Below are 17,434 nucleotides of genomic sequence, written 5' to 3'. Positions count from 1 at the left end.
CCTCAGCCGCCCCGCCACCGCAGCGGCGCGTGCACGGCGGCGGGGCGGCTGAGGTCTCGCCGGCCCCGGGCACCGTCGACGGGTAGACGAAGTCCTCGTAGTCGAGGAAGTCGTCGTAGATCTTCATCGCGTCACCCCAGATCGGGGCTGCGAACCCGGACCCGGACGCCGAGGAGATGTAGCTGCCCCCGATGGTCTGGCCGGTCAGACCGATGGGCGTGCCGAACTCGTTGGCGCCGCCGATCATCGCGGCCGCGGCGAGCTGAGGCGTGTAGCCGACGAACCACACCGAGTTGCCGCCGTCGGTCGTGCCCGTCTTGCCGGCGGCCGGCTGGTCCAGGGCCTGCGCCGAGGCGAACCCACCCTCGATGACGCCGCGCAGCACGTCGTTGATCGCGTCCGCGGTGGATTGCTCCATGACCTGCGCGCAGCTGGGCGAGTACTCGCGGATCTGGTTGCCCGCGGAGTCGAGGATCTCCGAGACCGGCCGCGAGTTGCAGTGCAGTCCGCGGGCCGCGGCCGTCGCGTACGCCTCGGCCATCTCGAGCGGGCTGGCGCTCGGGGTGCCGAGGGTGAAGTTGGGGATCAGCTCCGCGCCGTTGCCCTGCCGGTCGCCCCGGGGGTTGGTGAGGTCGACGCCCATGGCCTTGGCCATCTCGAACGGCGCACAGACGCCGGTCTCCTGCTCGAGCGCCATGTAGAAGGTGTTGACCGACTCGCGCGTGCCGGAGTAGAGGTTCTTGCGGCCGCTGGTGGTGGAGTTGGGGACCTCGAAGGTGCCGTAGCCGAACCCCGGCTCGCCGGGGCAGGTCTCGAAGTCGTTGTAGTTGAACGTCTTGACCGGCGGGGAGTCGATGACCTTGTTCAGCGGGATGCCCTGCTCGAGGGCCGCCGCCAGCGTGAAGATCTTGAACGTGGAGCCGGCCTGGCAGCACTGCGAGTCGCCGAACTTCTGCGGCACCACGTAGTTGATGTAGGTCTCGCCGGCCCGCTTCTTGCGGCCCATCGGGCGCGACTGGGCGAGGGCCTTGACGTTGCCGGTGCCGGGCTCGACGACGGCGAGGGCGCCGATGGCCTGGTCGCGCTGGAAGACGTGCGCCCGGACCGCGTTGTCGGCGGTGGCCTGCATCCCGACGTCGACCGTGGTCCGGATCGTCAGGCCCCCGGTCTGCAGCAGGCGGAGCCGGTCCTCCGGGGTCTTGCCGAGGCGGGTGTCCTTGGACAGCCAGTCCAGGACGTAGTCGCAGAAGAACGGTGCCTTGGTGCTGACGCACCCGTTCTGGGAGGGCTGGACGTCGAGACCGAGGTCCTGCTCCTTGAGCCGGTCGGCCTTCTCCTGGGTGATCACGTTGAGCTCGGCCATCCGGTCGAGCACGACGTTGCGCCGCGCGATGGCCTTGTCCTCGCTGTTGGTCGGGTCGTAGTCGGTCGGGTTCTTCACCATCCCGGCCAGCAGTGCCGCCTGCTTGGCCTTCAGCTGGCTGGCGTTGACGCCGAAGTAGTGCTTGGCCGCCATCTGGATGCCGTAGACACCGTCACCGAAGTAGGCGGTGTTGAGGTAGCGCTCGAGGATCCAGTCCTTCGAGTGCTCCTCCTCCAGGGCTGCGGCGTAGCGGAGCTCGTTGAACTTGCGTGCGTAGGTGTTGTCCTGCGCCGCCGCCTGCTCCTCCGGCGAGTCCGCCTGCTGGATGAGGGTGAGCTTGACCAGCTGCTGGGTGATCGTCGAGCCACCCTGGACCACGCCGTCGTTGGCCTGGTTGGTGATCATCGCCCGCAACGTGCCCTTGAAGTCGAGCGGGCCGTGCTCGTAGAAGCGGTAGTCCTCGATCGCCACCAGGGCCTTGACCATGATCCGGGAGACCTGCCGGAGCGGCACGTTGACCCGGTTGCCGCCGTCGGCGTAGAGGGTGGCGAGCACCTGTCCCTTGTTGTCGAGGATCAGGCTGCGCTGGGGCAGCTCGTCCGCCGTCAGCTCCTGGGGCAGCTCCTCCATGGTGTCGGCGAGGTTCTGGGTGCCGACGCCGGCGAGCCCCGCGAAAGGGATGGCCAGGCCGGCGACCACGACGCCGAGGACCACGGACACCGCTGCCATGACCACGAGGTGCGACAGCACCCGGTGGGCGGGGAGACGCTCGCTGCGGGGCATGGACACGGCCCCCAGACTAATCGAGCGAGCCCAAGTGACCGTTTCGTGAAAGTCCGGGGTATACCCCCTGGGGTACCTGTGGAATCCTGGGGTCGAGCCACGCCTCACCCACGCCCGGTCAACGCCCGAGAGGGGCGTCCACGCTCAGATCCTCACCCGACCCTCAGCACTGCCACAACGATCGGCGCACCCCCTGGCCCGAAATGACTAGTCGGCTCTAGTCATTTCGAACTATGCGACTCGAATCGATCGCCCGCTGCCCCCAAGGTTGTTTACTTCGTAACTTTCTTCCTACGGGGAGGGCACCAAACCCGGGACCCTTCAGCCCCTCAAGGGCGACAGCAATATCTCGGAGATCGGTGGGCAGAGAGATGTGGATCGAGGACTGGACCCCCAAGGCGGTGTGCCGGAGCGCACAGCCGGATGAGCTCTTCGTCCGCGGGGCCGAGCAGAACAAGGCCAAGCAGATGTGCACCGGTTGCCCGGTTCGCACCGAGTGCCTCGCCGAGGCTCTGGACAACCAGATCGAGTGGGGCGTCTGGGGCGGGATGACCGAGCGTGAGCGCCGGGCGCTCCTCCGTCGCCGGCCGAACGCCTCGTGGCGCTCGGTCCTCGAAGCCGCCCGCACCAGGGCGACCGAGACCGTGGTCAACGCCTGACCACACCCACCGCACCACCCCCAGACCCGTCCTGACGGGGGAACTGCACTCGCGTCAGGGCGTAGAGCTCGCGGCCGGTTGACGTCACGAAAGTGACCTTCAGCCGGCCGCCAGCATATTTCCGACCTTCCGCAGCCCCTCCAGGTCGTGCACGTCACCGGCCAGCGCCGGGACCACGACCGTCGGCACCTGCGGGTGCGCGGCGGCGAACCTGCCCCGCAGCACCGCCTCACGCTCGCACATCCGGACCCGGTCGGCGTGCAGCCGCAGCAGGCCGGCCGTGACCGAGCCGCCGCCGGCCCGCTGCAGGCGACCCGCCGCCGTCATCGCCTCGTCCGCGGACAGCTCCCCGGCGGGCGCGGGGGTGGCCCGGTTGACCACCAGTCCGGCCAGAGGCATCCGGTCCTCGCTCAAGCGCTCCACGAAGTACGCCGCCTCGCGCAGCGCGTCGGACTCGGGGGCGGCGACCACCAGGAACGCCGTGCCGTCGGCCTGCAGCAGGGCGTAGGTCTGCTGGGCCCGGGCCCGGAACCCACCGAAGACCGTGTCGAGCGCGGCGACGAAGGTCTGCAGGTCGCCGATGAGCTGCCCGCCCAGGATCTTCGACAGGGCGCCGGTGACCAGGCCGAGGCCGGCGGTCATCAGCCTGGCCGGGCCGCGGGCCGGCGCCAGGAGCAGCCGGACGAACCGGCCGTCCAGGAAGGACGACAGCCGCTCGGGCGCGTCGAGGAAGTCGAGCGCCGACCGCGACGGGGGTGTGTCGACCACGATCAGGTCGTAGGTGCCGGTCTGCTTGGCGTCACGCTGGAGCTGGCCCAGCTTCTCCATCGCCATGTACTCCTGCGTGCCGGCGAACGAGCTCGACAGCGCGATGTAGAAGGGGTTCTCCAGGATCTGCTTGGCCTTCTCCGGCGTGGCCTGGCTCTCCACGACCTCGTCGAAGGTCCGCTTCATGTCCAGCATCATGGCGTCGAGCGAACCGCCGTGCTCCGCGGCTCCGCCGACGCCCGAGACCGGCCGCGGGGTGTTGTCCAGCGCCTCGATGCCCATCGACTGCGCCAGCCGGCGCGCCGGGTCGATGGTGAGGACCACGACCTTGCGCCCCCGCTCGGCCGCGCGCAGGGCCAGAGCCGCCGAGGTGGTGGTCTTGCCGACCCCGCCGGAGCCGCAGCAGACGATGATCCCGGTGGCGGGGTCGTCGATGAGGGCGTCCACGTCGAGCGACCTCGGCGTCGTCGACCTGGCGGCCAGCGGGCCGACCCGCGGGTGGGCACGCGGATGGGACGGACTCATGCGAGCCCCTGGTCCCGGAGCGCCTGGGCCAGCTCGTAGAGACCGCCGAGGTCGACGCCACCCGCGAGCCGGGGCAGCTCGTACGCCGGGATGCCGAGCGCCTTCACGATCTTGCGCTGCGAGTCCTCCAGCGCCCGTCGCTCGGCGTGGTCACGCGCCTCCGACAGCAGCCCGTCGAGCAGGGCGTCGTCCACGTCCACTCCTGCCGTCACCAGATCGGCCTCGATGGCGCCGCGGTCGAGCGCGCCCTTGCGCGCGGCGGCCAGGTCCTTGACCTTGAGGTCGCGGGGGCGGACCAGGTTGACCACGACGCCACCGACCGGGAGCCCCGCCTCCCGCAGGTGCTCGATCCCGTCCGCGGTCTCCTGCACCGGCATCTCCTCCAGCAGGGTCACGAGGTGCACGGCCGTCCGGGGCGAGCGGAACAGCGTCATCATCGTGTCCGCCTGGTGCTTGATCGGGCCGACCTTGGCCAGCCCGGCCAGCTCGTCGCTCACGTTGAGGAACTGGCTGATCCGTCCGGTCGGCGGGGCGTCCAGCACGACGGCGTCGTACTGCCGGGCGCCCTTGTTGCGGCTGTTGCGCTGCACCGCCTCGAAGACCTTGCCGGTCAGCAGGACGTCGCGGACCCCGGGCGCGATCGTGGTCGCGAACTCGACCACCCCGAACCGGTCCAGCGCGCGGCCGGCGCGGCCGAGCTTGTAGTACATGGCCAGGTACTCGAGCAGCGCCGCCTCGGGGTCGATGCTCAGCGCGTGCACCGTCCCGGCGGACTTCCCGCCGGCCGCGAGACCCGTCGCGAGGCGGCGTTCCTCGTAGGGCAACGGCTCGACGTCGAAGATCCTGGCGATGCCCTGCCGGCCCTCGACCTCGCAGAGCAGGACGTGCTTGCCGTGCGAGGCCAGCGCCAGCGCCAGGGAGGCGGCGACGGTGGTCTTGCCGGTGCCGCCCTTGCCGGTCACGACGTGCAGGCGCACGCGCGGCCAGTCGGTGCTCACGGCGCAAAGCGTAGGCGGTGCGCCGGACCCCGTCGGCGACTACCGTCCGGTCATGGGCGCTCGGCATCCCCTGGTCGGCCGCGACGACGAGCTCGCGGAGATGTCGGCGTTCCTGCACGAGAGGACCGACGACGCCCTGGTGCTCACCGGCGAGGCGGGGCTCGGCAAGACCCAGCTCTGGGAGGCCGCCGTCGACGTGGCGGCCGGGGCCGGCGCCCGCGTCCTGGTGGCGACCCCCGGGGAGGGGGAGGGCCGCTACTCGTTCTCGGTGCTCACCGACCTGCTGCGTGACGTCGACCTGGCCGGCGCCACACTGAGCCCGCCGCAACGTCGGGCGCTGGAGGTCGTCCTGATGAGGGCGGCGTCGGACGAGCCCGTCGACCTGCAGGTGGTGGGGGTCGCGCTGGAGTCGGTGCTGGCCGGCCTGGCCGGCACCCAGCACCTGGTGATCGGCATCGACGACGTCCAGTGGGCCGACCTGGCCTCGCTCGAGGCGCTGACCTTCGCGGCCAGGCGGCTGGCCGGGCACGGCGTCCAGTTCCTGCTCACCCGTCGGGCCGGGTTCGACCGGACGCTGCTGGAGGGGCTGCTGGTACGCCGCCGCCTGCGGCTGGTCGAGCCGCGGGCGCTCCAGGTGACCGAGGTGGCCCACCTGCTCGTCCAGGAGCTCGGGCTGACCACCTCCCCCCGGGTGGCGCGCCTGGTCCACGAGCAGTCCCGCGGGAACCCCCTGCACGCGCTGGAGATCGGGCGAGTGCTGCAGCGCCGCGGCGAGCCGGCACTGGGCGAGCCGCTCGGCGTCCCCGAGGAGCTCGCCACGGTCCTCGGCCTGCGGGTGCGCGACCTGTCCGAGGACCACCGTCAGGTCCTGCTCGCACTGTCGGTCGACCCGCACCTCCCGGAGACGGTGCTGACCCGGCTGGTCGGGGTGCCGGCGGTCGAGCAGGCGGTCCGGGACCGGCTCGTCACGATGTCGGCCTCGGGCCGGGTGCGTCCCTCGCACCCGCTCCTGGCGGCGGCCGCCCGCGAGACGGTGTCCCCGGGACTCGTCCGGGCGATGCACGACCGGCTGGCCGAGCTGGCGCCGACCGAGGAGTCACGCGCCCGGCACCGAGCGCTGGCCCGGCCCGAACCGGACGAGGACCTGGCCGAGACGCTCAGCACCGCCGCCGCGGGCGCTGCCGACCGCGGTGCGGTCCAGGACGCGGCCGAGCTGGCCGAGCTGGCACTGGAGCGCACACCGGCGGATTCCCCGGCCCGTCCGGCCCGCGTCATCGCGCTGGCGCACCGGCTCGCCGCCGCGGGCGAGGCCGGCCGGCTCTCCGCACGGATCGAGCCCGAGATCGCCTCGCTCCCCTTCGGTCCCGAGCGCGGGAGTGCCTGCCTGTCCATCCTCGACGGCATCGTGGGCAGCGTCGCCAACCTCGAGCACTGGGTGCAACGCGCCCTCGACGAGTGCGCTGCGGACCCCGGGGTCACGGCCACCGCGCTCCAGACGAGGGCCATGGTCCGGCTCGGGATCCGGGTGTCCGGTGTCGACCAGGCCCTGGCGGACGCCGAGGCGGCCGCGGCCCTCGGGGCCGAGCAGGGGATCGGCCGGGACTGGTACCTGGTGCACACCGGTCGCGAGCCCGAGACGGGCAACCCCCACGCCTGGAGCAAGTGGCACCTGTGGCGCGGTGACCTCGCCGAGACCGACGCGGTGATCCGCAAGGACCTGGCCCAGGCCGAGGAGCAGGGGCGGATGCGCGACGTCGTCGAGAACCAGCTCGGGCTGTCCGAGGTCGCGGTCCGCAGCGGCCGGCTCGCGGAGGCTCGGGAGCTCCTGGCCGCCCTCGACGACGCGCTGATGCCGGACAAGGAGTCCAAGGACGAGGACCTGCTCCGGGCCGCGGTCGCGGTGCTGGCCGGCGACGCGGTCACCGGCGAGCACTGGGCGCGCCGGACGGCCGAGTGGGCGGCGGCGTTCGGGCACGGCTGGATCGAGCTCGAGACGACCCGGCTGCGAGGGGTCGCCGCGCTGCTCGACGGAGATCCGGAACGGGCGGCCCGCCACCTCCGCGCGGCCTGGGACTGGGTCGTCCGGGCGGGGGTGACCAACCCGGGTACGTTCCCGGTCACCCCGGACCTGGTGGAGGCCCTGACCTCGGACGCCCGCCACGACGAGGCCACCGAGGTGCTGGCGTGGCTGGAGCGGCACGCCGTCGCCCAGGCCAACCCGTGGGGCCAGGCCAGCGTGGACCGCGGTCGTGCCCTGCTGGGGCTGGCGACCGGCGACCTCTCGCCCGCCGAGGCGGAGGCGCTGATGGTGCGGGCCGCGGACCGGCTCGCCGACCTCGGGTTCCGGCCCGACGAGGCGCGGACCTGCCTGGCGGTCGGGGGCGCGCTGCGGCGCCAGCGCCAGTGGGGCGCGGCCCGGGCCGCCCTCGAGCGGGCACGTGACGGGTTCGACCGGATGGGGGCCGAGGGCTGGAGCGAGCTGGCGCGTGCCGAGCTGGCCAAGGTCGGCGGCCGCCAGAAGCGGGCCGCCGACGCGCTCACGCCGGCGGAGGAGACCACCGCCCGGCTCGCCGCCGAGGGCCTGAGCAACAAGCAGATCGCCCGGCGTACGGGGGTGTCGGTCGGCACCGTCGAGGCGCATCTCGGCCGGGCCTACCTCAAGCTCGGCGTGCGCTCCCGCACCCAGCTCGCGGCCCGTCTCCCGGGGGTGCCGGAGGCCTAACCATGGGGGTTTTCCGCAATAGATAGGGGTGTCTCCCGATACCTAGCGTCATCGACGAGCCGGCAACCCGATGCCGGCACCGACGCAAGGAGAACCTCATGAACACCAACCGGATCCTCGGTTCCATCGCCCGACTGGTGCGGGCGCAGTGGCTGGGCCTGCTGGCCCTCGTCCTGGTCCTCAGCGGCGGCGCGGCCTACGCGGCCGTCGCCAAGGACAGCGTGGTCAGCAAGTCCATCAAGAACGGCCAGGTCAAGACCGTCGACCTCAAGGACGGCGCGGTCACCGGCGCCAAGGTCGCCCCGGACACCCTCACCGGCGACGACATCGACGAGAGCACCCTGGTCGGGGCCGGCAACGCCGGCAACGCCAGCACCCTGGGCGGCCTGAGCCCCTCGGCGTACGCCCGCAGCACGGTCTACAAGACCGAGGCCGCGACCGACGCCGGCACAGCGCTCGGCGACGGCACCTTCGCGAAGGCGATGGCCTGCAACGCCGGCGACATCCTCCTGTCCGGCGGCCCGGCCAGCATCGCCAACACCTCGGAGGTCCTCGAGTCCTTCCCGACCCCTGGGTCGACCAACAGCTGGTCGGTCCGGATCGACAAGAACGCCCAGACCGACGCCTTCACCGTGGTCATCCTCTGCCTCGACCAGGTGGCATGACCGGCCGAGCCCGGACCCTCTGAGCCCAGACCCTCTGACCCGCGAACTCGGTCGCACACCGGACCGGGACCCGGCTCGAAGAGCGTCGGTGGCTCGCGGTCCCAGAGCGGCGCGCCCACCCCCTCCGCCCCGGCGGTCGGGTGGGCGCGTCGTCTGTCGCGTCAGGTCACCGGGTCGAGACGGAACGACGCGAGGGTGCCGTCGGTCGGCGCGGTGAACCAGACGCCGAGCCCGGGAGCGGGCCTGCCGTCGGGCCCGAGCCGGACGGCCAGCGTGTGCACCTCACGGCCGTTGGTGCCGAGCAGGACCAGCTTCCCGTGGCGCGGGATCCGGAACGTGCCGGTCGTCTCGACGGGCCGGACGTCGGTCCCGGTGACCAGCCTGAAGGTCCGGTCCGGTCGGAGAGCCAGGTCGATCACGGAGCGGGTGCCACCGCCGCGCAGGTCGTCCCAGCGCCAGCGGCCGTCGAGCACCAGGCGGTTGCGCACGTAGCGCCAACGCTGGGAGACGACACGCTCGCTCACCGAGTTGGACGTCTCGGCTCGCCCGATCCCGCTGAGGTAGAGGTCGTTGCCGAGCACCCGGCCGATGAAATCTCCGATCGTCACCAGGCCTGTCGACACGTCGTAGCGGTAAGGGACGCAGCCGGTGTAGCCGTGCTCGACCACGCTCGGGCACCGGGGGCGGCCCTTCGGCGCGGCACCGATGAAGGCCCGGTGGTCGTCCAGGAACGAGAGCTGGAAGTCCTCGTGCCGGTAGCCCACGTGGGGTTCGTAGAAGTCGACGCGCCAGCCGTAGTGCCGGCCGGTGAGGTTGCCCGTGGCCGGCAGCGGCGTCCCTCCGGCCGACCACAACAGAGGCAGCGACGCGGTGGCCGGGCCCGCGTTCGTGGATGCGACCTCGACCGTGAGGGTGTGGAAGCCGCCCGAGAGGAGGCTCACCCGGGTGACAGCGGTCTCCGTGCCAGTCACGGTCCCGAGGTCGGCAGCGGCCGGGCTCGCCGCGAGGTCCGGCCCGGAGAAGGTGACGGTCACGTCCTCCGCGGCACCCCCAGCCGAGGTCACGTCCACGGCGACGAGGCGGCCCGCCCCGGACACGAAGTGCGGTTGTGCCGGGTCGTCGCGCACGGTGACGGTCAGGGTGGGCGCCGCCAGGGCCCCGGACGGCCCGGCCGGCACCAGGACGAGCGTGGCGGCCACCAGGGGCAGCACCCAGGCGAGGACCACTGCCCCAACCCCCCGTCGATCCATGTCTCGACGGTACGTCGGGCCCGGCGGCCCGTCGACCCCAGTGGGGACTACCGTGCGGGTCATGGACAAGGTGGTCTCGTCGGCGGCCGAGGCGGTCGCCGACATCCCCGACGGCGCGACCCTGTCGGTCGGCGGCTTCGGGCTGTGCGGCATCCCGTCGGTGCTCATCGCGGCGCTCCTGGACGCGGGCACGACCGACCTCGAGGCGGTGTCCAACAACGCCGGCGTCGACGACTGGGGGCTGGGCCTGCTGCTCGGCGCCGGGCGGCTGCGGCGGATGGTGGCGTCGTACGTCGGGGAGAACCAGGAGTTCGCGCGGCAGTACCTCGCCGGTGAGCTCGAGGTCGAGCTGACCCCGCAGGGCACGCTGGCCGAGCGGATGCGCGCCGGTGGCTCGGGCATCGCGGCGTTCTACACCGCCACCGGCGGCGGCACGCAGGTCGCCGAGGGCGGGCTGCCCTGGAGGTACGACGCCGACGGCAACGTCGTCGTGTCCTCGCCGCCCAAGGACACCCGGACCTTCCAGACCAAGGACGGCACCGGTCAGGTCGTGGCGAGGGAGTTCGTGCTCGAGGAGGCGATCGTGGCCGACTTCGGGCTGGTGCGGGCCTGGAAGGGCGACCGGCACGGCAACCTCGTCTACCGCGACTCCGCGCGCAACTTCAACCCGCTCGCCGCGATGTGCGGGCGGGTCACCATCGCCGAGGTCGAGGAGCTCGTGGAGCCCGGCGACCTGGACCCCAACCACGTGCACACCCCTGGCGTGTTCGTGCAGAGGGTCGTCGCGCTCACTCCCGAACAAGCCGCGGACAAGCGGATCGAGAAGAGAACCGTGCGGCCGCGAGGAGAGTCCTGATGGCGTGGACGCGTGAGGAGATGGCGGCTCGGGCGGCCTCGGAGCTGACCGACGGCTCCTACGTCAACCTCGGGATCGGGCTCCCGACGCTGGTGCCCAACTACGTCGCCGACGACGTCGAGCTGGTCCTGCAGTCGGAGAACGGGATCCTCGGCGTCGGGGCCTACCCGTTCGAGGGCGAGGAGGACCCGGACCTGATCAACGCCGGCAAGGAGACCGTGACGCTGCGCCGCGGCGCCTCGTTCTTCGACTCCGCGACGTCGTTCGGGATGATCCGCGGCGGCAAGATCGACGCCGCGATCCTGGGCGCCATGCAGGTCTCCGCGAAGGGAGACATCGCGAACTGGATGATCCCCGGCAAGATGGTCAAGGGCATGGGCGGTGCGATGGACCTGGTCCACGGCGCCAAGCGGGTCATCGTGCTGATGGAGCACGTGGCCCGCGACGGGTCCTACAAGATCGTGAACGAGTGCTCGTTGCCCTACACCGGCCGCGGTGTCGTGCAGCGGATCATCACCGACCTGTGCGTTGTCGACATCACACCCGCAGGTCTGGCGCTCGTCGAGCTCGCACCCGGGGTCAACGAGGACGAGGTCCGGGAGAAGACCGAGCCGGAGCTGGTCTGAGCGTCGGCGGCCCGTTCTAGGGTCGGGACATGGCGATCGCGACCTGGCAGGACCTGTGCATCGACGCTGTCGACGCGGACCGGTTGGGACGGTTCTGGGCCGAGGTCCTCGGTCTGACCTACGTCCCGCACGACGACGGCGACGCCCAGCTCGACGGGCCCACGCCGGAGCACCGGGTCTGGATCAACACCGTCCCCGAGCCGGTCACGGTCAAGCAGCGCGTGCACCTCGACGTCTATGCCCGCTCCGTCGACGACGTCCTGGCCCTGGGAGCCACGCCTGAGGACCTCGACTCCTTCACCTGGAAGGTGCTCCGCGACCCAGAGGGCGGCGAGCTGTGCGTCTTCGAGCGCGACACCGTGGCCGACTACCGCCTCAGCGAGCTCGGCGTCGACTCCGTCGACCCCCGCCCGGTCGCCTACTGGTGGGCCGACGTCCTCGGTGCCGAGGTCGTCGAGCAGGAGGACGAGGGCTGGTACTCCGTCCGGCAGATCCCCGGCGCGCCGTTCGAGAGCATCGTGTTCAACTCGGTGCCCGAGCCCAAGACCGTGAAGAACCGGATCCACTGGGACGTCCAGACCGCCGACCTCGCGCTGTTGACCGGCGCCGGCGCGACGGTCCTGGGCAGCCAGCCGCGCTGGACGGTGATGGCGGACCCGGAGGGCAACGAGTTCTGCGCGTTCCTGCCGGGTTGACGGTCCGGGCGAGTGAGCACCGCGCCGACCTTCTCGGCCGTGGCGCAGCCATCGCGGAAGACCTGCCGGTAGCCGACTCGGAGGGTGAGCTCGTCGTGCTCGACGGCGTTGTCCAGGTCGCGGTCGAGGTCGTCGTACCTCGCCTCCGTGGACGCGTGGTACATCCGGCCGTCGAGCTCCACCAGCGTCTGCCACTGCTCGTACGCCGCGTCCTGGAGCGTGCCTCCCCCGCTGGTGGGTCTCGGCTTCTGGCGACGGGCTACCGGGAGACCGTGCGGCCGCTCGACGCGGTCGAGGTAGCCGTGCTCGAGGACGGAGCAGGTACCGGTCGCCACGTCCGCCAGGATGCCGGCGAGCCACGCCCGGCGCGGGATGCGCGTGCGACGGCCCAGTGCCTCGAGGAGCTTGTGGGCGGTCGTCCGCCGCGACCCGCACGCGTCGGCGAGCACCGCGACGGCGGCCAGGTCATCTGCGCTCGCCGCAGCCACGTCGAGAACGGCGTCGTGGTAGCGGATCCGCGGTGGCCCCAGGTTCCACTGGACCCGCTCCTCGAGGTGGTCGGTCCGGTGGACCATGACCCCGGGCGGTGGGTTCAGCCGTCGCGCCCTCGCGACCGCGACGTGGATCACCTCGTCGTGCCTCCCGCGTCGACCGGGGCCGTCGGCCGCGCGCAGCGCGCTCTCGTGCGTCAGCGCGGCATGCCCCGCCCAGAGCACGGCAGACCAGGCCCGTTCCGCCCACGTCCGGGGGCCGTGGTGGCCGATGTAGACGCCGTCGTGCACGGCCACCCACGTGCCCCGACGCAGCAGCCGGGCGATCTCGGTCCTCGTCATGCCTGCTTCCAACGCCTGTCGCCGCGACACCAGGCCCTGCTGCTGTCTGCGCAGGCGTTCGACCTCCCGGCGCGCCTTCGCGGACCGCCCGTCAGTGGGTTCCATGTCGTCGATGCTCCAGCGCCCGGCTCACTCGTCGTGGCCGCGCCGACGACGTCTGTGGACGAACCGGTCCCGTTCTCCTCTGTGGAGTTGTGGATGAGCTGGGCTCATCCAGGGCTCCACACTGTCGGTGCCGCCTGGTGAGGTAGGGGAATGGCGACCGAGCTGCCCGAGCTGCTGGTCCCGGACCAGGCCGGGCTGCGGGCCTGGCTGCGTGACAACCACGCGTCGTCCGACGGCGTACGCCTCGTGCTGACCAGGAAGGGCGGCACCGACACCACGCTGACCTGGGCGCAGGCCGTCGAGGAGCTGCTCTGCTACGGCTGGATCGACGGTCAGGGCGGCAAGCGGGACGAGGGCAGCTACACCATCCGGATCACGCCGCGCCGGGCCCGGAGCATGTGGTCGCAGCGCAATGTCCAGCTCGTGGAGCAGCTGGAGAGGCAGCGCCGGATGCGCGCAGCGGGCCGGGCCGCGGTGGAGGCGGCCAAGGCGGACGGCCGGTGGGCCGCGGCGTACGCCGCGTCCTCGGTCGCCGAGGTCCCGGCCGACCTCCTCGACGCGATCGCCGCGCAGCCCGAGGCGCAGCGGATGTTCGACGTGCTGACCAAGACCAACCGGTTCGCGCTCTACCACCGGCTCAACGCGGTGAAGAGGGCCGAGACCCGGGAGCGCAAGATCCGGGAGTTCGTCGCGATGCTGGCTCGGCACGAGACGCCGTACCCGCAGAAGGCACGACCTGAGTAACGTGCCCGCATGACCAAGTGGCAGTACCAGGTGGCGCCCATCCCGCTCCACAACGAGGCCCTGATGCTCAACAACTTCGGCAGCGACGGCTGGGAGCTGGTGGCGATCCACACCAACGCCCAGGGCGGCCTGGTGGCCTTCCTCAAGCGACCCGAAGAGGGCTGACCCGGATGAGCACCCCGGAGGAGCGCCTCGCCGAGCTCGGCCTCGACGTCCCGGAGGTGGTCCCGCCGGTCGCGGTCTACGTCCCCGCCGTCCGGTCCGGCAACCACGTCTACACGTCCGGTCAGTTGCCGATGCGGGCCGGCGAGCTGATGGCGACCGGCCTCGTCGGTGCGGGTGTCACCGCCGAGGAGGCGTACGCGTGCGCCCAGCAGTGCGCGCTCAACGCGATCGCCGCCGTGAAGGCCGAGATCGGCGACCTCGCCCGGGTCACCCGGGTCGTCAAGGTCGTCGGCTTCGTGGCCAGCGCGCCCGGCTTCACCGGTCAGCCCGGCGTGGTCAACGGCGCCTCCGAGCTGCTCGGCACGGCGTTCGGTGACGCCGGCGTGCACGCCCGGTCCGCCGTCGGCGTGGCAGCGCTGCCGCTGGGCGCGCCGGTGGAGGTCGAGATCCTGGTCGAGCTCGCGGGCGACTGAGTGAAGATCCCGATCCCGCCGATCCCGTTGCCGGAGCACGTGGTCGAGGCGGCCAAGGAGTACGAGGACGGCCTCAAGGCGCCGGTCGAGCCGCGGGACGCCGCGACCGTCATCCTGCTGCGGTCGTCGGACCACGGGCCGTCGGTCTACTACCTGCGCCGCCAGGTCTCGATGGACTTCGCCGCCGGCATGTGCGTCTACCCCGGCGGAGGGGTGGACCCGCGCGACTTCGACCACGACGTCGCCTGGACCGGGCCCTCGCAGGCGGACTGGGCGCGGCGGCTCGGGTGCGACGAGCACCAGGCGCGCGCGCTGGTCTGCGCAGCAGTGCGCGAGACGTTCGAGGAGTCGGGCGTCCTCCTCGCTGGTACATCGCCGGACGACGTGGTCGCCGACACCACGGGCGACGACTGGGAGGCCGACCGGGTCGCCCTGGAGTCCCGCGAGCTGGCCATGACCGACTTCCTCGACCGCCGCGGCCTGGTCCTGCGCACCGACCTGCTCGGGGTCTGGGGGGCCTGGCTGACGCCGGTCTTCGAGCCGAAGCGCTACCGCACCTGGTTCTTCGTGGCCCTGCTGCCCGAGGGCCAGCGCACCCGGGACGTCTCGACCGAGTCCTCGGAGGTCACCTGGCTGCCGGCCGCCGACGCGGTCGCGATGGCCGAGGCCGGCGACATGCTGATGATGCCGCCGACCTACCTGACCTCCCTCGAGGTCAGCCAGTACGCCGACCCGGTCGAGGTGATCGAGGCCGCGCACGGCCGCACGGCCGAGATGCACACGCCGGGCGTCGAGCCGCTGGGCGACGGATGGACGCTGTCCATCCCGCCGCACCTGCGGCCGGTGCTCGAGGCTCGGCACCCGGCATGACCGAGTCCTGGTCCGGCGGGACGTTCGGCGAGCGGGCCCGGTGCCTGCTGGCGCCCAACCCGGGCCTGATGACCCTCGACGGCACCAACACCTGGGTGCTCCGCGAACCAGGCAGGTCGCAGGCCGTGGTGGTCGACCCGGGGCCGGTCGAGGAGGGCCACCTCGACCTCCTCGACGAGGAGACCGGCGACGTCGGCCTGGTGCTGGTCACCCACCACCACTTCGACCACTCCGAGACCGCCGAGGAGCTCGGCCGCCGCAAGGGCTGCCCGGTGCGCTCGTGGCGGCCGACCTACACCTTCGACGCCGACCCGCTGACCGACGGCGAGGTCGTCGAGGTCGACGGCCTCCGGCTGGAGGTCGTCTTCACCCCCGGCCACACCGACGACTCGCTCTCGCTGCTGCTTCCGGCCGAGAAGACGCTGCTCACCGGCGACATGGTGCTCGGTCGCGGGACCACGGTCATCGCCTGGCCGGACGGCGACCTGGGGTCGTACTTCGAGTCGATCGAGCGGATGCGCGACCTCGCCGCGTCGGGATCCGTCGAGACCCTGTGGCCCGCGCACGGCCCGGTCCTGGACGACGCCCTCGGCGTCCTGGAGTACTACCTCGTGCACCGGAGGCAACGGCTCGCGCAGGTCGAGGGGGCCCTGCAGCAGCTGAACATCGACAAACCCGACCTCGAGGACGAGGAGCTCCCCCGGAAGGTCGTCGAGATCGTCTACCAGGACGTCGACGAGTCGCTCTGGGGCGCGGCCGAGTGGTCAGTGCGCGCCCAGCTCGCCTACCTGGCTGGCAGATAACGCCGCAGGAGCGCGACCAGGATCCCCACGAGGACCAGCAGCACGGAGATCGACACCCCGATGCCGGCGAAGGTCCACCAGGTGCCCCAGTCGAACCCCCAGTCCGGCTTCGCGCGGTAGACGGTGCGGGGCTCGTCGCCCATCAGGTCGACCGCCACCGAGAGGGACTCCACGAGCTCGGCGTCCACGCGGGTCAGCGACCGGGTGACCTGACCCGACGGCGCCACGACCCGGAGGTCCCCGTCGCCGTCTAAGTTGGAGGTGACGACGACGAGCTCGTCCCCCACCCAGCCCATCGGGACGATCTCGGACGAGCCGCCGGGCCGGTTGTTCAGGATGTCGACCTGGGTGCCGTCGACGACGACCACCTGTCCTGGTCCCTGCGTCGCGAACCGGCCGGCTGAGTCCGCCACGATCCGCCGACCGTAGGTCTCGACGGCCACCTGCGAGACGTCGGCGGCGGCGTACCAGAGCTCCATACGTCGGCCGAGCCCGATCGCCACCACCCCGTCGTCGCGCACCCCGACGCCGGCACCCTGGTAGCGGTTGCCGCTGAGGTCGTCCACCGCACCGCTGTCCAGGTCGATCCGGCCGACCACGGCCACGTACCCGCGAGCCTCCCGCTCTCCGCCCCACGCGAGCCACCCGCCAGCCGGTGACCAGGTGATGACCTCCACCGAGGTCGCACCGCCGTCGGGCAGCTGATGTGTGACGTACTCACCGCTCTCCAGGTCGACCACCCGGATGCCACCCTCGTCCGCTTCCTCGTACGGGTACGCGAGCGAGCGGCCGTCGGACGACAACGACACCGTGGCCGCCGCCAGGCCGTCGAGCTCGCCGCCGGTGAACCCCGGGAGGTCGAGCTGGTGGTAGGCACCGTCCGCGGCGCCCACCACGACCGGGACGGACCTGAGCTCGAGCTGCGACTCGTCGATCTGGAGCCAAGCGGCCGCGGCCCCCCCGATGGACAGGTCGGTCTCCCGCTCGTCAACCCCGTCCGGCACGGAGTAGAGCCGGGTGGGGACGGCGGCGGAGCCGTCGGCCACCGGCTCAGGGGTGCGCTCGGGTAGCCAGACGATCCCGGCGGCGATCGCGGCCACGACCGCAGCCGTCGCACCGAGCACGACGACGCGCTGCCGACCGTTCATCCCTCGGGCGCGGTGCCAGGCGTCGGCCGGCACGTCAACGACCGGTGCGCGGTCCGCGATCAGGTCCAGCTCGCGACGCAGGTCGTCGGCGCTCACGACGCGCCCCCGATCAGCTCGGCCAGCTCGGGGGCCAGGACGCGCAGCCGGCCGAGGGCCTGGCGGGTCGTCGACTTCCCGGTGCCGGTGCTGATACCCAGCGCGGCGGCGGCCTCCACCTCGGTGAGGTCCTCGAAGTGGGCGTCCCCGGTGAGGAGGTACGCCGTGCGCGACAGGGCCGGCGTGCGGGCGTGCACGAACTCGCGGAACTGCTGCTCCGGGGTGGTGTCCGTGCTGCCTGGCATGTCGGCCCCCTGTCACCTGCTCCTACGCCGGAGCGGTGGGGT

The 17,434-nt window shown here is 72.2% G+C and carries 17 protein-coding genes and 1 pseudogene; 11 read left to right on the top strand and 7 right to left on the bottom strand.

The genetic code is table 11. The features are described from left to right. Nucleotides 1-2,146: transglycosylase domain-containing protein (locus JHD21_RS04210; protein WP_292671892.1), on the bottom strand; the 2,146-nt coding region annotated here is incomplete at its 3' end. A 371-nt stretch (nt 2,147-2,517) separates the two neighbouring features. Between JHD21_RS04210 and JHD21_RS04205 the strand changes: the two genes are divergently transcribed. After that, a complete protein-coding gene (locus tag JHD21_RS04205; RefSeq protein WP_292671891.1) occupies nt 2,518-2,805 on the top strand; it encodes a WhiB family transcriptional regulator in 288 nt (95 codons plus the stop codon). A gap of 99 nt (nt 2,806-2,904) precedes the next feature. Here the strand turns inward: JHD21_RS04205 and JHD21_RS04200 are convergent, their stop codons facing one another. Together JHD21_RS04200 and JHD21_RS04195 are read right to left on the bottom strand one after the other, a co-directional pair. After that, entirely contained in the window at nt 2,905-4,098 is a 1,194-nt protein-coding gene (locus JHD21_RS04200) for an ArsA-related P-loop ATPase (RefSeq protein ID WP_292671889.1), read from the bottom strand. Then, entirely contained in the window at nt 4,095-5,096 is a 1,002-nt protein-coding gene (locus JHD21_RS04195) for an ArsA-related P-loop ATPase (RefSeq protein ID WP_292671887.1), read from the bottom strand. The genes JHD21_RS04200 and JHD21_RS04195 overlap by 4 nt, the downstream gene beginning before the upstream one ends. A gap of 52 nt (nt 5,097-5,148) precedes the next feature. On the opposite strand from JHD21_RS04195, the gene JHD21_RS04190 reads away from it, so the two are divergent. Together JHD21_RS04190 and JHD21_RS04185 are read left to right on the top strand one after the other, a co-directional pair. After that, nucleotides 5,149-7,818, top strand: coding sequence for an AAA family ATPase (locus JHD21_RS04190; RefSeq protein WP_292671885.1), 2,670 nt, complete (start codon nt 5,149-5,151; stop codon nt 7,816-7,818). A gap of 98 nt (nt 7,819-7,916) precedes the next feature. Further along, on the top strand, nt 7,917-8,483 hold the full coding sequence (locus JHD21_RS04185) for a hypothetical protein (RefSeq protein WP_292671883.1): 567 nt from the start codon (nt 7,917-7,919) through the stop codon (nt 8,481-8,483). 161 nt (nt 8,484-8,644) lie between these two features. Here JHD21_RS04185 and JHD21_RS04180 read toward each other — a convergent pair whose 3' ends face one another. After that, nucleotides 8,645-9,733 (bottom strand): hypothetical protein, encoded by a 1,089-nt coding sequence (locus tag JHD21_RS04180; protein WP_292671882.1) that lies wholly within the window; start codon nt 9,731-9,733, stop codon nt 8,645-8,647. Between the two features lie 61 nt (nt 9,734-9,794). Between JHD21_RS04180 and JHD21_RS04175 the strand changes: the two genes are divergently transcribed. Genes JHD21_RS04175 through JHD21_RS04165 form a run of 3 tightly spaced genes read left to right on the top strand, consistent with a single transcriptional unit; the run spans nt 9,795 to nt 11,910 of the window. Then, on the top strand, nt 9,795-10,589 hold the full coding sequence (locus JHD21_RS04175; protein ID WP_292671880.1) for a CoA transferase subunit A: 795 nt from the start codon (nt 9,795-9,797) through the stop codon (nt 10,587-10,589). Next, nucleotides 10,589-11,215: a CoA transferase subunit B gene (locus JHD21_RS04170; RefSeq protein ID WP_292671878.1), complete on the top strand. Its 627-nt coding sequence runs from the start codon at nt 10,589-10,591 to the stop codon at nt 11,213-11,215. Before JHD21_RS04175 ends, JHD21_RS04170 begins: the two co-directional genes overlap by 1 nt. Before the next feature lie 29 nt (nt 11,216-11,244). Further along, nucleotides 11,245-11,910, top strand: coding sequence for a VOC family protein (locus tag JHD21_RS04165; RefSeq protein WP_292671876.1), 666 nt, complete (start codon nt 11,245-11,247; stop codon nt 11,908-11,910). Nucleotides 11,911-12,686: 776 nt separating this feature from the next. Here the strand turns inward: JHD21_RS04165 and JHD21_RS21875 are convergent. Next, a pseudogene (locus JHD21_RS21875) lies at nt 12,687-12,848 on the bottom strand (type IV toxin-antitoxin system AbiEi family antitoxin domain-containing protein); the annotation flags it as partial. A 150-nt stretch (nt 12,849-12,998) separates the two neighbouring features. Here JHD21_RS21875 and JHD21_RS04160 point away from each other — a divergent pair. Genes JHD21_RS04160 through JHD21_RS04140 form a run of 5 tightly spaced genes read left to right on the top strand, consistent with a single transcriptional unit; the run spans nt 12,999 to nt 15,903 of the window. Beyond that, nucleotides 12,999-13,592, top strand: a complete 594-nt coding sequence (locus tag JHD21_RS04160) for a YdeI/OmpD-associated family protein (protein WP_292671874.1) — start codon at nt 12,999-13,001, stop codon at nt 13,590-13,592. Nucleotides 13,593-13,601: 9 nt separating this feature from the next. Further along, nucleotides 13,602-13,757 carry a hypothetical protein gene (locus JHD21_RS04155; protein WP_292671873.1) on the top strand — a complete coding sequence of 52 codons (156 nt, stop codon included), beginning with the start codon at nt 13,602-13,604 and terminating at the stop codon, nt 13,755-13,757. Between the two features lie 5 nt (nt 13,758-13,762). Further along, nucleotides 13,763-14,230, top strand: coding sequence for a RidA family protein (locus JHD21_RS04150; RefSeq protein WP_292671871.1), 468 nt, complete (start codon nt 13,763-13,765; stop codon nt 14,228-14,230). Continuing rightward, nucleotides 14,231-15,100 carry an NUDIX domain-containing protein gene (locus tag JHD21_RS04145; RefSeq protein WP_292671869.1) on the top strand — a complete coding sequence of 290 codons (870 nt, stop codon included), beginning with the start codon at nt 14,231-14,233 and terminating at the stop codon, nt 15,098-15,100. After that, on the top strand, nt 15,097-15,903 hold the full coding sequence (locus JHD21_RS04140) for an MBL fold metallo-hydrolase (RefSeq protein ID WP_292671867.1): 807 nt from the start codon (nt 15,097-15,099) through the stop codon (nt 15,901-15,903). The genes JHD21_RS04145 and JHD21_RS04140 overlap by 4 nt, the downstream gene beginning before the upstream one ends. Here the strand turns inward: JHD21_RS04140 and JHD21_RS04135 are convergent. Both JHD21_RS04135 and JHD21_RS04130 read right to left on the bottom strand, forming a co-directional pair. Next, a complete protein-coding gene (locus JHD21_RS04135) occupies nt 15,885-17,147 on the bottom strand; it encodes a hypothetical protein (RefSeq protein WP_292671865.1) in 1,263 nt (420 codons plus the stop codon). The genes JHD21_RS04140 and JHD21_RS04135 overlap by 19 nt on opposite strands. Beyond that, complete coding sequence (locus JHD21_RS04130; RefSeq protein WP_292671863.1) at nt 17,144-17,392, bottom strand: hypothetical protein; 249 nt, start codon at nt 17,390-17,392, stop codon at nt 17,144-17,146. Before JHD21_RS04130 ends, JHD21_RS04135 begins: the two co-directional genes overlap by 4 nt. Nucleotides 17,393-17,434 lie beyond the last annotated feature (42 nt).

This window comes from Nocardioides sp., from assembly GCF_016462705.1.
Lineage (GTDB): Bacteria > Actinomycetota > Actinomycetes > Propionibacteriales > Nocardioidaceae > Nocardioides.
Note: the sequence above shows the minus strand (reverse complement) of the source record. Positions and strands in the feature narration are given on the sequence as shown.

Coding starts and splice junctions, on each gene's coding strand:
- JHD21_RS04205 (WP_292671891.1), top strand. CDS start 2,518: ATGTGGATCGAGGACTGGACCCCCAAGGCGGTGTGCCGGAGCGCACAG.
- JHD21_RS04200 (WP_292671889.1), bottom strand. CDS start 4,098: ATGAGTCCGTCCCATCCGCGTGCCCACCCGCGGGTCGGCCCGCTGGCC.
- JHD21_RS04190 (WP_292671885.1), top strand. CDS start 5,149: ATGGGCGCTCGGCATCCCCTGGTCGGCCGCGACGACGAGCTCGCGGAG.
- JHD21_RS04185 (WP_292671883.1), top strand. CDS start 7,917: ATGAACACCAACCGGATCCTCGGTTCCATCGCCCGACTGGTGCGGGCG.
- JHD21_RS04180 (WP_292671882.1), bottom strand. CDS start 9,733: ATGGATCGACGGGGGGTTGGGGCAGTGGTCCTCGCCTGGGTGCTGCCC.
- JHD21_RS04175 (WP_292671880.1), top strand. CDS start 9,795: ATGGACAAGGTGGTCTCGTCGGCGGCCGAGGCGGTCGCCGACATCCCC.
- JHD21_RS04170 (WP_292671878.1), top strand. CDS start 10,589: ATGGCGTGGACGCGTGAGGAGATGGCGGCTCGGGCGGCCTCGGAGCTG.
- JHD21_RS04165 (WP_292671876.1), top strand. CDS start 11,245: ATGGCGATCGCGACCTGGCAGGACCTGTGCATCGACGCTGTCGACGCG.
- JHD21_RS04160 (WP_292671874.1), top strand. CDS start 12,999: ATGGCGACCGAGCTGCCCGAGCTGCTGGTCCCGGACCAGGCCGGGCTG.
- JHD21_RS04155 (WP_292671873.1), top strand. CDS start 13,602: ATGACCAAGTGGCAGTACCAGGTGGCGCCCATCCCGCTCCACAACGAG.
- JHD21_RS04150 (WP_292671871.1), top strand. CDS start 13,763: ATGAGCACCCCGGAGGAGCGCCTCGCCGAGCTCGGCCTCGACGTCCCG.
- JHD21_RS04140 (WP_292671867.1), top strand. CDS start 15,097: ATGACCGAGTCCTGGTCCGGCGGGACGTTCGGCGAGCGGGCCCGGTGC.
- JHD21_RS04130 (WP_292671863.1), bottom strand. CDS start 17,392: ATGCCAGGCAGCACGGACACCACCCCGGAGCAGCAGTTCCGCGAGTTC.